This window comes from Glycomyces sp. NPDC021274 (genome assembly GCF_040641195.1).
GTDB lineage: Bacteria > Actinomycetota > Actinomycetes > Mycobacteriales > Micromonosporaceae > Glycomyces.
In genome coordinates this window covers 219,353-232,918 of record NZ_JBFADC010000002.1, presented here as the reverse complement: position 1 = coordinate 232,918, position 13,566 = coordinate 219,353, and the positions used below count along the sequence as shown (strand labels likewise).

11 protein-coding genes are annotated in these 13,566 nt (G+C 72.0%); 4 read left to right on the top strand and 7 right to left on the bottom strand.

Annotated features, from left to right (window positions below; genetic code table 11):
* Positions 1 to 52: 52 nt before the first annotated feature.
* The 3 genes from AB0I03_RS04990 to AB0I03_RS04980 are packed head-to-tail and all read right to left on the bottom strand — an operon-like array spanning position 53 to position 2,709.
* The gene (locus AB0I03_RS04990) at positions 53 to 745 is read right to left on the bottom strand and encodes a GntR family transcriptional regulator (protein ID WP_360406569.1); all 693 of its coding nucleotides are present in this window, start codon (positions 743 to 745) and stop codon (positions 53 to 55) included.
* Between the two features lie 54 nt (positions 746 to 799).
* Positions 800 to 1,801, bottom strand: a complete 1,002-nt coding sequence (locus AB0I03_RS04985) for a proline racemase family protein (RefSeq protein WP_360406566.1) — start codon at positions 1,799 to 1,801, stop codon at positions 800 to 802.
* A gap of 11 nt (positions 1,802 to 1,812) precedes the next feature.
* Positions 1,813 to 2,709, bottom strand: a complete 897-nt coding sequence (locus AB0I03_RS04980) for a dihydrodipicolinate synthase family protein (RefSeq protein WP_360406563.1) — start codon at positions 2,707 to 2,709, stop codon at positions 1,813 to 1,815.
* 297 nt (positions 2,710 to 3,006) lie between these two features.
* Between AB0I03_RS04980 and AB0I03_RS04975 the strand changes: the two genes are divergently transcribed.
* Entirely contained in the window at positions 3,007 to 4,530 is a 1,524-nt protein-coding gene (locus AB0I03_RS04975; protein WP_360406560.1) for an aldehyde dehydrogenase (NADP(+)), read from the top strand.
* Positions 4,531 to 4,762: 232 nt separating this feature from the next.
* Here AB0I03_RS04975 and AB0I03_RS04970 read toward each other — a convergent pair whose 3' ends face one another.
* The gene (locus AB0I03_RS04970) at positions 4,763 to 6,811 is read right to left on the bottom strand and encodes an MDR family MFS transporter (RefSeq protein WP_360406557.1); all 2,049 of its coding nucleotides are present in this window, start codon (positions 6,809 to 6,811) and stop codon (positions 4,763 to 4,765) included.
* Positions 6,812 to 6,921: 110 nt separating this feature from the next.
* On the opposite strand from AB0I03_RS04970, the gene AB0I03_RS04965 reads away from it, so the two are divergent.
* Positions 6,922 to 8,508 (top strand): sodium:proton antiporter, encoded by a 1,587-nt coding sequence (locus AB0I03_RS04965; RefSeq protein WP_360406554.1) that lies wholly within the window; start codon positions 6,922 to 6,924, stop codon positions 8,506 to 8,508.
* Positions 8,509 to 8,645: 137 nt separating this feature from the next.
* Entirely contained in the window at positions 8,646 to 9,389 is a 744-nt protein-coding gene (locus tag AB0I03_RS04960; RefSeq protein ID WP_360406551.1) for a hypothetical protein, read from the top strand.
* A gap of 118 nt (positions 9,390 to 9,507) precedes the next feature.
* Here the strand turns inward: AB0I03_RS04960 and AB0I03_RS04955 are convergent, their stop codons facing one another.
* The 3 genes from AB0I03_RS04955 to AB0I03_RS04945 all read right to left on the bottom strand — a co-directional run bounded on the left by AB0I03_RS04955 (position 9,508) and on the right by AB0I03_RS04945 (position 12,297).
* Positions 9,508 to 10,458, bottom strand: a complete 951-nt coding sequence (locus tag AB0I03_RS04955; RefSeq protein ID WP_360406548.1) for a DUF4232 domain-containing protein — start codon at positions 10,456 to 10,458, stop codon at positions 9,508 to 9,510.
* Between the two features lie 51 nt (positions 10,459 to 10,509).
* Positions 10,510 to 11,682 (bottom strand): PP2C family protein-serine/threonine phosphatase, encoded by a 1,173-nt coding sequence (locus tag AB0I03_RS04950; protein WP_360406545.1) that lies wholly within the window; start codon positions 11,680 to 11,682, stop codon positions 10,510 to 10,512.
* Positions 11,683 to 11,796: 114 nt separating this feature from the next.
* Complete coding sequence (locus AB0I03_RS04945; RefSeq protein WP_360406542.1) at positions 11,797 to 12,297, bottom strand: DUF1269 domain-containing protein; 501 nt, start codon at positions 12,295 to 12,297, stop codon at positions 11,797 to 11,799.
* A gap of 226 nt (positions 12,298 to 12,523) precedes the next feature.
* Here AB0I03_RS04945 and AB0I03_RS04940 point away from each other — a divergent pair, with 226 nt between their 5' ends.
* Positions 12,524 to 13,492, top strand: a complete 969-nt coding sequence (locus tag AB0I03_RS04940; protein WP_360406539.1) for a sulfite exporter TauE/SafE family protein — start codon at positions 12,524 to 12,526, stop codon at positions 13,490 to 13,492.
* The last annotated feature ends 74 nt before the right edge of the window (positions 13,493 to 13,566 follow it).

The following is a 13,566-nucleotide window of genomic DNA, read 5'->3' as shown; positions in this document are numbered from 1 at the left end:
AGGAGTGCGAAGCGGCCGCGGGCGTCTCGCCCGCGGCCGCTCGGCGTCCAGGTCAGGAAGGCTGGGCCCACGAGCCCCTGACGTGGCTGAGGTGCAGCTCCATCACCTGCCGCACGTACTCGGGGTCGCGGGTGAGGAGCCCGTGCAGGATCTCCATGTGCTCTCCGGCCGACTCCTCGAGCTCGCCCAGCTCCATGAGCGCGGTCAGGCCGTACAGGCGCGAGCGCTGGCGCAGGTTGCGGACGGTCTCGACGAGGGTGCTGTTGCCCGAGAGCGCGAGCATCTCCAGGTGGAACCGCATGTCGGCCTCGACGTAGGCGATGAGGTCCTCTTCGGCGGCGGCGTCGATGATGGCCTGGGCCAGCGGGCGCAGCGCCTCGATGTCGGCGAGGTCCGCGGTCGTCGCGAGCGCCGCGGTCGTGGGGATCTCGATGAGTTCGCGCAGCTTCGTGTACTCGTCGAGCTGCGCCTCGGAGACGACCTTGACCCGGAACCCCTTGTTGGGCACGGGTTCGACCAGTTCCTCTTTGACGAGGTCGAGCATCGCCTCCCGCACCGGAGTGGCGGAGACGCCGAACTGCTCGGCCAGGACGGGCACCGAGTAGACCTTGCCCGGGGCGAGCTCCCCGGTGATGACGGCGGCCCGGAGGGCCTCGCCTATGCGCTCCCGGTAGCTCGCGCGGCGCCCGCCCATCTCGGGCAGGGACATCGCGACGGCTGGCGCGGCTCCGGCTCGAGCTGGCATCAGGACCTCCTCAGTGGTATGTCACACGTGGCGCGTCACAGTATGCGGGAGGGCTCAGAGGATGAAACCGCTGGGGAAGGGGTCGTCGGGGTCGAGGGTGTACTGGGCGGTACCGGTTATCCACGCCCGGCCCGTGACGGACGGGACGACAGCCGGGATGCCGGCGACCTCCGTCTCGCCGACCAGGCGCCCGGTGAAGCGCGACCCGATGAACGACTCGTTGACGAAATCCTGGCCGAGACCGAGCAGGCCGCGGGCGTGGAGCTGAGCCATGCGCGCGGAAGTGCCCGTGCCGCAAGGGGAGCGGTCGAACCAGCCCGGGTGGATCGCCATGGCGTGCCGCGAGTGCTTCGCGTCCGAGCCGGGCGCGGTCAGGTAGACGTGGTGGAGCCCCCGGATGGAGGGCTCGAGCGGGTGCACCGGCTCTGCTTCGGCGTTCACGGCCGCCATGATGTCGAGCCCGGCGGCGATGAGCTCGTTCTTGGCGGCCCGGTCGAAGGGCAGACCGAGGTCGTCGAGATCGACGAACGCGTAGAAGTTGCCGCCGAACGCGAGGTCGTAGCGGATCTCGCGGCCGTCCTTGAGGCTCACGGTGCGATCGAGCCCGACCGTGAACGCCGGGACGTTCACCAGCGTGACGGCCTTCGCCGACCCGTCCTCGACCTGCACCTCCACGGTGACCAGGCCCGCGGGGGTGTCGAGGCGGACCGTCGTCACCGGCTCGGTCACCGGCACCATGCCGGTCTCGACCAGCACCGTCGCCACCCCGATCGTGCCGTGCCCGCACATCGGGAGGTAGCCGGAGACCTCGATGAACAGCACGCCCCAGTCGGCGTCGGGCCGCGTCGGCGGCTGGAGGATCGCCCCGCTCATGGACGCGTGTCCGCGCGGCTCGTTCATCAGCAGCTCGCGGATGTGGTCGTTGTGCTCGCGGAAGTGGTTGCGCCGCTCCATCATCGTCGCCCCCGGGATCGGGGCGACGCCGCCGGTGACGACCCGCGTGGGCATCCCCTCGGTGTGCGATTCGACGGTCTGGAGCACGAGCCTGCTGCGCATCGGTCCTCCTCCTAGGCGAGCCCGGCCGCGAGGGCCTGCTCGGTGGCGGTGCGGATCTCGGCGGCCTGCTCGGCCAGGAGCGGTACGCGGGGGAGGCGGCACCGGCCGCCCTTGCGGCCGACGAGGTCCATCGAGAGCTTGATGGCCTGCACGAACTCGACCTTGGAGTCCCAGCGCAGGAGCGGGTGCAACTGCCGGTACAGCGGCAGGGCGGTCTCGAGGTCGCCCGCGACGGCCGCCCGGTACAGCTCCACGGTGGATTTCGGGAGGGCGTTGGGGTACCCGGAGACCCAGCCGACGGCGCCCGCGACGGCCAGTTCGAGCAGCACGTCGTCGGCGCCCACGAGCAGGTCGAGTCCGGGGGCGAGCTCGGTGATGCGGTAGGCGCGGCGGACGTCGCCGGAGAACTCCTTGACGGCCTGGATGAGGCCTTCGGCGTGGAGCTTCGCCAGGAGTTCGGGGGTGAGGTCGACCTTGGTGTCGATCGGGTTGTTGTAGGCCACGATCGGCACCCCTGCCTTGGCGACCTCCTCGTAGTGGGCGATCACCGACCGCTCGTCGGCCCGGTAGGCGTTGGGCGGCAGGAGCATGACCGCCCCGCACCCGGCGTCGCGCGCCTGCTCGGCCCAGCGGCGGGCCTCGGCGGCGCCGTAGGCGGCGATGCCGGGCATGACCCGCTGCCCGCCGACCGCCGCGACGGCGGTGGTGACGACTTTTGCGCGTTCGGTCTCGGTGAGGGTCTGATACTCCCCGAGGGAGCCGTTGGGGGTGACGCCGTCGCACCCGTTCGCCACCAGCCAGGCGCAGTGCTCGCCGAAGGCTGCGAAGTCGACCGACCCGTCGTCGTTGAACGGCAGGGCGGTGGCGACGAAGACGCCGCGCCAGGGGCGCGATTCGAGTGCCGACATGGGGCTTCCAATCTCGATGACGTGTGACATGGTACTGCCGCACCCGCTCGGCGCGGTCCGACAGCGGTGAGCGGCGGTAGCGGCCGCTCACCGATCAGCATCAGTAATATGTCACATACTATAATCGGGTCGAGGGGCCCGCGGGCAACGGGGAGTGACAAAGCGCGGACCAGCGCGCGAACACCCGATGCCCGAGCCTCCGGACGCCGACCGAAGACCGAAGACCCGCCTTCCCATACTGGAGGCCGCGCCCCGTGGGCGCCGCCGCACCAAACGACCGAACGGACGCACCCACCCATGGCCGACACACTGCGCAGCGTCAACCCGACCACCGGCGAAGCATTCGGCGACCCGATCGCCCGGACCACGCCCGAAGAGGTCGCCCGGATCGCGGCCGCCGCCCGCGCCGCCGCACCCGGCCTCGCCGCGATGCGCCCCGCCGAACGCGGCGCGATCATGCGCGCCGTCGCCGCCGCGCTCACCGCGCACGAGGACGCCATCGTCGCCCTCGCCGACGCCGAGTCCGGCCTCGGCGAGACCCGCCTCCGCGGCGAACTCGCCCGCACCACCGGCCAGTTCGAGCAGTACGCCGCCTACGCCGAGCACGGCGGCGTCCTCGACGTCGTGATCGACCACGCCGCCCCGCGCGCGACTCCGCCCCGCCCGGACCTGCGCCGTTGGAACACCCCGCTCGGCCCCGTCGCCGTGTACGCCGCTTCAAACTTCCCGCTCGCCTTCGGCGTCGCCGGAACCGACACCGCCGCCGCCTTCGTGGCCGGCTGCCCGGTCGTCGCCAAGGCCCACGCCTCCCAGCCCGCCACCGCCGTCCTGCTCGGCACGGTCATCACCGCAGCGCTCGAGCGGCACGGCGCCGACCCGCGCGCGTTCGCCGTCGTCAGCGGCTTCCAGGCCGGGCTCGACCTCATCCGCGACCCGAACATCAAGGCCGGGGCCTTCACCGGCTCGATCGCGGGCGGCCGCGCGCTGGCGGACGAGGCCGCGGGCCGGCCCGAGCCGATCCCGTTCTACGGCGAGCTCGGCAGCCTCAACCCGGTCGTCGTCACGCCCGAGGCCGTCGCGCAGCGCGGCCCTGGCCTGGTGGAGGAGTTCGTCGCGTCGATGACCCTCGGCGCGGGCCAGTTCTGCACGAAGCCGGGCCTGCTCTTCCTGCCCGCCGGCCACGGCCTGGACGAGGCGCTCGCAGTCGCCGTGCGCGCCAAGGAGGTCCACCCGATGCTGAACGGCCGCATCCAGGAGGCCTACGCGGCGGAAGCGGCCCGGTTGGCGTCGCATCCGCAGGCGCGCTTCGCTGTCGAGCCGTCGACCGCCGAGGGCGGCTTCGCGGTGACGCCGGGCCTCGTCACGGCCCCCGCGGCGGCGATCGACGGCGACGACGCGCTGCTGCACGAGTGCTTCGGCCCGACCGCGCTGGTGCTCACCTACGCGGACACGGCCGAGCTCGAGCGGGTCCTGCCGCAGCTGCCGGGCGGCCTGACCGCGACGGTGCAGCTCGCGACTTCCGCGGACCCTGTCGCGCAGGTGGCACTGCCGCTGCTGGCCGAGCGCTCGGGCCGCGTCATCGTGAACGGCTGGCCGACCGGTGTGGCGGTGACCCACGCGCAGCACCACGGCGGCCCGTGGCCCGCGACGACGAACGCCCGGTACACCTCGGTCGGGACGGGCGCGATCGCGCGGTTCGTGCGGCCCGTCGCCTACCAGTCGACGCCGGAGCAACTGCTGCCCGAGGCGCTCCACGACGACAACCCGCTGGGCCTCCAGCGCCGCGTCGACGGCGTCCTCGAACCCGCGCCGAGCCGGTGAGGTCCGGGACTCCTCGGCACCGCGACGCACGATGGATCAGGTGCGGTTCGCGTGGTGCGGCCGCAACGAATGAGGAACGGATCGCTCATCGGGGCGCGAATGATGCTCGGATTGCGTTCTTCGGGCACCGGCAGAGGCACTGAAGGCCGTGTTCCGGGCCCCCGGCATTAACCCTGGCATAGGGGTACGACATTGCGGAGCAGCCGCCGGCGAGGAGCCGTGCGCAGGTCCCTCAGGAGCGGGCGGCCGTCGGGGCGCTCCATGCCTGGGACTCCTCAGTGGCGATCCCGCGGGCGATGCGGGTGACGGCCTTGTCGAACACCCTCCGGTCCTCGGGGTCGGTGAGGTCCCAGTCGTCGAGCTGCGCATCGAGCCAGCGCCGCCAGACGGCGATGAAGCGCTCGAACTCGGCCCGGCCCAGCGGCGTCAGGTGCAGCCGTCCCTTGTCGACGGCCAGGAGTCCGGAGCGGACCGCCTGCGTGAACACCGGCATGAGCACCTCCGGCGGCACCCGGTGGGCGGCGGCGATCTTGCGGACCGTGGCGCCCTCTCCGGCCCGTTCGAGTACGTAGACCTGGCGCATCGCCCATGCGTCCGCCCGGTCGAGGAGGCTGTCGGTCGCCTTGTACACCTCGGTGAAGACCGTCGCGCGCTCGCGCTGCATGACGTCGGCGATCATGCGCGCCAGCCGCTCCTCCGACGGCGCCGGGTCCGGGGCGCCGAAGCCCTCGCCCATGTCGGCCGCGCGTCCGCGCGTCGCGTCGTGCAGGGGCCGCTCGACGAGGAACCACGCGACGATGAACCCGATCGCCGCCACCGGCACCGTCCAGAAGAACACGAAGTCGATCGAGTCCGCGTAGGCCTGGATGATCGGTGCGATCACCGCGTCGGGCAGCTCGTGCAGCGCGGCCGGGCTCGCCGCGACGGCCGGGTCGACCCCCGACTCCGCATAAGCCGCCGCCAGCAGCGGCGTGCTGTGGTTGGTGAAGAGGGTCCCGAAGATCGCGGTCCCGAACGTCGATCCGACCGTGCGGAAGAACGTCACACCTGACGTGGCCGCGCCCATCTGCGCGTACGGGACGGTGTTCTGCACCGCGATCGTGAGCACCTGCATCGCCAGGCCGAGGCCGCTGCCGAACACGAGCATGTACAGCGACTCCAGCCACACGCTCGTTTCGGGGCCCATGGTGGACATGAGGTAGATGCCGATGCCCATGATGAACGTGCCGAGGATGGGGAACCGCTTGTATTTGCCGGTCTTGCTCACCACCGACCCCGAGAGGATCGACATGGCCATCATGCCCGCGACCATCGGCAGCGTCCGGTACCCGGAGACGGTGGCCGAGGTGCCGTCCACGTACTGCAGGTACGTCGGCAGGAAGGTCATCGCCCCGAGCATCGCGAAGCCCACGATGAAGCTCAGGATCGAGCTGACGGTGAACACCGGGTTCGCGAAGAGCGCCATGGGAAGGATCGGCTCGGCCGCGCGGCGCTCGACCGCGATGAACAGGGCGATCGCCAGCGCCGCGCCCGCGAACATCCCCAGGATCACCGCCGAGTCCCACGCGTACTCGTCGCCGCCCCACTCCAGTGCCAGGATCAGCAGCGTCGTGCCGGCCGCGACGAGGATCAGCCCCAGGTAGTCGATCACGGGCTTCACCACCGACCGGACGCGCGGGATGGTGGCGGCCGCCATCGCGATCATGACCACCGCGATCGGCAGGTTCACGTAGAAGCACCACCGCCACGACAGGTGGTCGGTGAAGAGGCCGCCGAGGGTCGGACCGAGCACTGTGGTCACGCCGAACACGGCGCCCATCGCGCCCTGGTACTTGCCGCGGTCGCGCAGCGGGATGACGTCGGCGATGAGCGCCATCGCCGTCACCATCAGCCCGCCCGCACCCAGGCCCTGGACCGCGCGCGACATGATCAGGAACAGCATGTCGTTGCTGAACCCCGCCAGCGCCGAGCCGCCCACGAACACGACCGCGCTGAGCTGGAAGACCGCCTTGCGTCCGAACATGTCGCCGAACTTGCCGACCACGGCCGCGGCGATCGCCTCGGCGAGCAGGTAGGACGTCACCACCCAGGCCATGTGGCCGGGGCTGCCGAGGTCGGCCACGATCGTCGGCAGGGCCGTGGAGACGATCGTCTGGTCCAGCGCGGCCATGAGCATGCCGAGCATGATCGTGGCGAACACGAGGTTGCGCCGGGACTTGCCCAGCACAGGCGGCGCCGGTTCGGCGGCGTCCGCGAGCTCCGGAGTGTCGACAGTGGCCATAACGGGCACGATAGCCGCAAACCGGTCCCGCCATGGCCGACTGCGCCCGATCCTGACCGGGCGGGCGTAGGGTGTGCCCGGGCATCGAGGTCCCCTGCGTCGGAGGTGGCATGGCACTGGTCGCGATCCTGTTCGCGCTCGCCGTCGGCGGGCTCCTCCTGACGGCCGCCGCCGAATGGATGCGCGTCCCCGCCCCGGTCCTCATCTGCCTCTACGGGCTCGCCCTCGGCCTCGTCCCCGGCGTGCCCGCGCTCGACCTCGACCCCGAGCACCTGCTGCCGGTCCTGCTGCCGCCGATCCTGTGGGCCGCCGCCCGCAAATCCTCATGGCGGCACTTCGCCGCGAACTGGCGGCCCATCCTCTTCCTCGCGGTCCTCCTCGTGTTCATCACGACCGCGGCGGTCGCGGCACTGGCCGCCGCCATCAGTCCGGTCCTGCCGGTCGGCGCGGCCGTCGTCCTCGGCGCGATCTGCGCCCCGCCGGACGCCGCGGCCGTCACCGCCGTCGCCGACCGGCTCGGCCTGCCCCGCCGCCTCGTCGTCATCCTTGAAGGCGAAGGCCTGTTCAACGACGTCACCGCCCTCACCCTCTACAACGTCGCCGTCATCGGCGTCGTCACCGGCTCAGTGTCGGCACTGTGGACGGCCGGCCTGTTCGCCTACTCGGCGGTCGCCGCCGCCGTGATCGGCCTCGGCGTCGGCTGGTGCCTCGTCAAGCTCGGCTCCCTCGTGGACGACAGCCGGGTCCGCACCGCCCTCGGCCTCACCGCCCCCTACATCGCCTACCTGCTCGCCGACGCCGTGAAGGCCTCCGGCGTCCTGGCCGTCATCTGCGCCGCGTTCTACCTGGTCGCCCGGTCCAACGACCCGGAGGACTTCGAAGGCCGGCTCGTCCAGGGCTCGGTGTGGGAGGTCCTGGAGACCGGCCTCATCGCCCTCACCTTCGGCCTGGTCGGCATGGAGCTCATCGACATCATCGATGCCATCGGCCCCGGCGTGGCCGACCTGCTGTGGAAGGCCCTGGCCGTGGCGGGAGCGGTGATCGCCGTCCGCGCCCTCTGGCTCGCGATGGCGATCATCCTGGGCCGCAAGGGGATCGGCTGGACGAGCCTGGGGAACCAGCCGCGCTTGGCGGTGGTCACCGCCTGGGCCGGGATGCGCGGGGTCGTGACGGTGGTGACCGCGCTGGCGATCCCGCAGTACACCGCGGACGGTTCGCCGTTCCCCGGCCGCGAGCAGATCCAGTTCCTGTCCGTGGTGGTCGTGCTCGCCACGCTGGTCGCGCAGGGACTGACCCTGCCGGGCCTGATCGCGTTCCTCGGCGTGCGCGCCGACGAGGAGAAGGAGAGCGCCGCGCTGCGGTCGCTCATGCGGGAGGCGGGCGAGGCGGCCTCGGAGCGGCTGCGGGAGCTGCGCCGCGAGACCGATGTGGACGACGAGGTCGCGGCGGCGATGGAGCGGCGCTTCGACCACCGGGCCGCGCAGGTCACCGCGATGGTCGAGGATCGCGAGGACCCCGAGACCGAGCGGCTCGCCGAGCGCTTCGACACGTTGCAGCGCATCGAAGGCGAAATGCTGTCCGCCGCCACCGCGCGGGTCCTGCAACTGCGGTCCTCGCCCGGGCACGACCCGGCCCTGGTCGACCGCGTCCTCGCCGCGCTCGACCACCGGGCGGTGAGCCGCCGCCGGCCGGAATGAGCGCCGCGATCGTCGCGGTGGTGCCATGTGGCATGTGATATGTCACGTGGCACCTGGGGTGCGGTGGGGAAGTGCGAGTGGGCTGCCCGGTATGTCGCGGCCGGGTGCGGCGCTCTCGCGCCCTTAAGGTGGCGCTTGTGGAGAGACGAGAAGCGAGCGCGGGGGCGGCCGGGGTCCGCTGGGCCGCGGCCCTGGCGGTAGTGGCACTGGCAGTGACCGGTTGCGGGGCGAACCGGACCGCCCAGACCAGCGAGATGGCGCCGGCGATTTCGGGGGTCGACGTGAACGCCGGGACCGTGGCCATGCGCGACATGCAGGTCGAATTCGGCGAGCGGGGCTTCTACCCGGCCGGCGGGCAGGCCCCGCTGCGGATCTGGATCGACAACCAGGGCGACGAGCCGGTGGTCCTGGAGGCGGTGACGAGCCCGGACGCCGAGGCCGTCGTCCTGGCGGTCGACGTCGCCGAGGCGCCTGCCGAAGACGAGCCGACGCCCGGCCCGGACGAGTCGGCGACGCCCGATGCCGATGCGTCCGCGACGCCTTCAGCCGATGCCACTGCGACGCCGGAGGGCGAGGACGCCTCGCCGACCGCCGACGGCTCCGCGTCTCCCGAGGGCGAGGCGGCCGCTCCGGCACTGGAGGGCGAGCGCGACTTCACGATCGAGATCGCCCCCGACTCGTTCGTGCGCCTGGCTCCCACCAGGGGATCCTTCCTGCTCCTGGACGGGCTGAAGGAGAAGCTGACCATGGGGCAGACCGTCGAGGTCACGTTCGTCTTCTCGAACGGCGAGGCGGTCACCGTGGACCTGCCGGTCGGCGTCCCGGAGACGGCCCCGTCCCGCTCGTACTTCGAACCGCACCCTGAAGAAGGCGGCCACTAGCGCTCCTCGAAGCGAATGAACGGCGGCGGCGCTGATGCGCCGCCGCCGTTGTCGTGCAAGCGAACCGGAGGCGAGTCGCCGGAATCCCCGCCGGGTCAGGGAGCTCTCTGCGCGGCCGCTAGTCCGACAGGCGCCAGGCGGTGACCTCGATCTCCCGCGTGGTCCCCAGGTCGATCGAGGCCTCGGGGGTGACGGTCTCCAGCGGTGAGCCTGCCGCGTAGCCGACGTTGATCTCGGTCGCGTTCACCACGTCGCCGGCCTCGACCAGGTTGCGCCACAGCATGCCCGCGCTCACCGACTCGCCGGGGGCGAGGGTGATGGCCGTGGGCCCGGGGTCCTGGAGCGTGTCCGAGCCCTGCCGGACCGCGACCTCGACGCCGGGGATCTCGATGACCGGGTAGCCGTTGATCGCGATGTCCTCGGTGCCGCAGTTGACGAGTTCGATGCCGCTGGTGCGCAAGCCCATCGCGGCGCTGCCCTGCGTGACGGTGACGTGGAAGCCGCCTTCGGGGCACTGGGGCTCCTCGGGCCGGTCGGTGGCCGGCTCCACCGGTTCGACCTCGGCCGCCGGCACGCCGGTGAGCTGCCAGGCGCCGAGGTCGAGCACGTGCTCGGCGTCGAGCTCGATCGGTTCGGCGAGGTCCAACTCGTACCCGGCGTACACCGGCAGGGCGTTGATGAGGAAGCGGTCCACCTCGAGCACTTCGCCGGTGTGCGTCGGCGCCTCCCAGGAGAGCGGCGCGATCGCGCCCTGCCCCGGGTCGACGGTGACGGATTCGGGGGCATTGTGGTCGCGCGGCGCGACGACGTTCCCGCCGAAGACGCCGACCTGCGGCATGCTGTCGAGCAGCAGCGGGGCCTCGCCGCAGTTGACGAGGCCGATCGCCATGAACGTGCGGTCGCCGACCTCGCCGGTCGGGGTGAGCGACATCTGGATGCCGTGGTCGTCGCACGCGGTGGAGGTCGCCGCAGCGGCCTCGTCACCGCTGTCGCCGCCGGCGCCGCACCCGGACGCCGCCAGTGCGAGGACGGCGGCGATGAGCGCGAGAGGCCGGGAGGTGCGTGGCATGCGGTGTCCTTCGGTCGTTGCGGGGTTCCCTCCCTGCCTAACGCGAAGGACCTACCGCGAGGTTGCACCGGGGGACTGGATGATGAGGACCGTGAGGTCGTCCGTGCGCTCGTAGCCGCCGCCCTGGAAGTCGGCCTTGAGTTTGCGGTGGAGGCGGTCGGGGTCGCGGATGCCGGAGGCGACGTGCGCGTTGATCCGCTCGATCACCGGGAAGGTCTCCCCGGCGGCGTTGCGGCCCTCGATGAGCCCGTCGGAGTACATCACGACCAGGTCGCCGGGCATGAGCGTGGCCTCGCGGATCTGGGTGCGCTGCAGGGCGAAGTCGGCCAGGCCGAGCGGCGGCATGGGCCGCGCCGACAGCGGCTGGGCCGAGCCGCGCACCAGGAGCGGGGCGGGGTGGCCGCACAGGACGACCCTGATGGTGTCGAACCGGGGCGTGATCTCCACGAGCGCCGCGGTGGCGAAGGACTGCTCCCACTCGCCGCGTCCGCGGTTGTGCATGCGGACGCGGCGCTCCATGCGCGCGGCGAGGGTGTGGAGGTCGGGGTCGTCGAGCGAGCGCTCCCGGAAGGTGCCCAGGAGCGCTTCGGTGAGGTGGACTGTGGTGAGGCCGTGGCCCTGGACGTCGCCCACGACCGCGCGGATGCCGAGGTCGGTCGCCTGCACCTCGTAGAAGTCGCCGCCGACGAGTCCCGGGCTGCCCTTGTGGGTCCGGTAGGCGACGGCGACGCGTGCGCCGCCCACATGCGAGGGCAGTTCCGGGAGGATCGCGGTCTGCACGGCCTCGGCCACGAGGGTCATCTCGAGCAGGCGCACTGCCATGCGGTTGCGGACCCAGGCGAGCGCGGTGCACAGGATGCCGACCAGGGCGACCGGCGGCACGTCCGACCAGCTCGACTCGGGGTAGGGGAGCAGTCCCAGGGCGTCCTGCCCGGCGCTGACGACGGCGACGACGAGGAGCGTCGAGCCCATGGTCGCAATGGGGCCGTTGACCAGGGCGGTGAACGCGGGCAGGAGCACCACGGTGAAGTCGGCGTAGTCGGCGGCGGTGTCGTCGAGGAACGCGATCGGGAAGGTCACCGCGATGAGGAGGTAGGGCATGAGGCGCAGGATCAGGACCGAGCCGGGCTGCCCGGCGGCCAGGCGGCTCCAGATGTTCTGGGGAGGCACATAGGACCTGAAGTAGCCCTGCATCTCCGCGCCGGCGCGACTGGTCCTGCTCACGGGGAGAGCGTAAGCGGCCCATCGTGAATGCGCGTCGTGAACAGCGAAAACGGCCCCGGAAACGGCGAAAGCGGACGGGGGCCGCTCCCGTCCGCTCCGTGCTCGCCGGTTCGATCAGGCGCGCGCCTGGGCGGCGTCGATGAGGTCGCGCAGGCGGCCCTCCTCCTCGGACGAGAGGTTCGTCTGGAGGAGCTTGCCCTGGTACTGGCCGTGGAGTTCCTCGATGACCTTGTCCTCGGTCATGGAGCGAACGAGGAGCACCAGCGCGGCCGAGCCCGGGTTGAGCTCCTTGCCGAGGTCCTTCATGAACGAGTCGTCCACGCCGATGTCGGACATGGCCCCGCCCGCGGCCCCCGCGGCCGCGCCCACGGCCATGCCGAGCAGCGGCGCGAGGAACAGCAGGCCGATGAGCCCGCCCCACAGCGCACCGCCGGTGGCGCTGACGCCGACCAGCGAGGTCGACTGGTGGAGTTTGACCTTCCCGTCGTCGCGCCGCTCGACCACGACCGCGTCGTCGAGCTTGATGAGCTCGCGCTTCTGCATGTCGGCGAGTTTGCCGAGGACCGTCTGCGCAGTGGACACGTCCGGATAGGCCACGGCGATGAGTTTGCTCATGCGTCTTCCTCTCTGCGGGCCGCCGTCGGCGGCGTCTCGCCCGATTGTGTCCGCCTTCGTGCGCGTTCGCCGGGAAACGCCCGCAAACCCTGGTCCAGGCGGGTGCGCGGGGTGTCCTGACGCGGCGTTCCCGCCTGGCGGGAACGGCGGTTGACGCTCGCCCGCCATGCAATCTATATTTCCCATAGATTTAGTAGAGAATCGGTTCCATCGGAAGGCTCCTCCAGTGCGCACCCTCGTCCTGCTCGGCCTCGTCGGCCTCGCCGCCCAGCTCGTGGACGGCAGCCTCGGCATGGCCTACGGCGTCACCTCGACGACGCTGCTCCTCGCCATCGGCGCCAACCCCGCCGCCGCCTCGGCCACCGTCCACCTCGCCGAGATCGGCACGACCCTCGCCTCCGGCGCCTCGCACTGGCGCTTCGGCAACGTCGACTGGAAGGTCGTCCTCAAGATCGGCATCCCCGGCGCCGTCGGCGCCTTCGCGGGCGCCACCGTCCTGTCGCGGCTCTCCACCGAGGTCGCCGCCCCGGTCATGTCGCTCATCCTGCTCTCCCTCGGCCTGTACCTGCTCATCCGCTTCACCGTGCGCGGCCTCGACCGCAAGAACCTCGGCAAGCCCCTGCGCAAGCGGTTCCTGACCCCACTCGGCCTCGTCGGCGGCTTCCTCGACGCCACCGGCGGCGGCGGCTGGGGCCCGGTCGGCACGCCCGCCCTGCTCGCCAGCGGCCGCATCGAGCCCCGCAAGGTCATCGGCTCCATCGACACCTCCGAGTTCCTGGTCGCGCTCGCCGCCTCGGCCGGCTTCATCATCGGCATCGGCAGCTCGGGGATCGACTTCGCGTGGGTCGGCGTGCTCCTGGTCGGCGGCCTCATCGCCGCGCCGATCGCGGCCTGGCTGGTCCGCCACATCCCGCCGCGCGTGCTCGGCTCGGCCGTCGGCGGCGTCATCGTCCTGACCAACACCCGCACGCTGCTGCGCAGCGACTGGATCGCCGCTCCCGCCGGGATCGCGCTCGCCGTCTACATCGCCATCGCCGTCGTCTGGATCGCGGCCGTCGCCTACTCGGTGCGCCGCCACCTCGCCGAGCGCGACGTCGGCGCGCCCGTCCTCGACAAGGCCGGCAGCCCCGAGCCCGTGGACGCCGGGGCCGAGGCGCCCGCACGCGTGGAAGCGCCGGCCCCCGAGACCGCCTGAGCCGCAACGCCTCCGGCCCGCACCGGCACCGGTGCGGGCCGGAGGCGTTCGCGCCCGCATTCCCGCCGTGCGAA

Bases quoted from the DNA above. Each gene is read 5' to 3' on its own strand.
- AB0I03_RS04990 (WP_360406569.1), bottom strand. From the start codon at position 745: ATGCCAGCTCGAGCCGGAGCCGCGCCAGCCGTCGCGATGTCCCTGCCC.
- AB0I03_RS04985 (WP_360406566.1), bottom strand. From the start codon at position 1,801: ATGCGCAGCAGGCTCGTGCTCCAGACCGTCGAATCGCACACCGAGGGG.
- AB0I03_RS04980 (WP_360406563.1), bottom strand. From the start codon at position 2,709: ATGTCGGCACTCGAATCGCGCCCCTGGCGCGGCGTCTTCGTCGCCACC.
- AB0I03_RS04975 (WP_360406560.1), top strand. From the start codon at position 3,007: ATGGCCGACACACTGCGCAGCGTCAACCCGACCACCGGCGAAGCATTC.
- AB0I03_RS04970 (WP_360406557.1), bottom strand. From the start codon at position 6,811: ATGGCCACTGTCGACACTCCGGAGCTCGCGGACGCCGCCGAACCGGCG.
- AB0I03_RS04965 (WP_360406554.1), top strand. From the start codon at position 6,922: ATGGCACTGGTCGCGATCCTGTTCGCGCTCGCCGTCGGCGGGCTCCTC.
- AB0I03_RS04955 (WP_360406548.1), bottom strand. From the start codon at position 10,458: ATGCCACGCACCTCCCGGCCTCTCGCGCTCATCGCCGCCGTCCTCGCA.
- AB0I03_RS04945 (WP_360406542.1), bottom strand. From the start codon at position 12,297: ATGAGCAAACTCATCGCCGTGGCCTATCCGGACGTGTCCACTGCGCAG.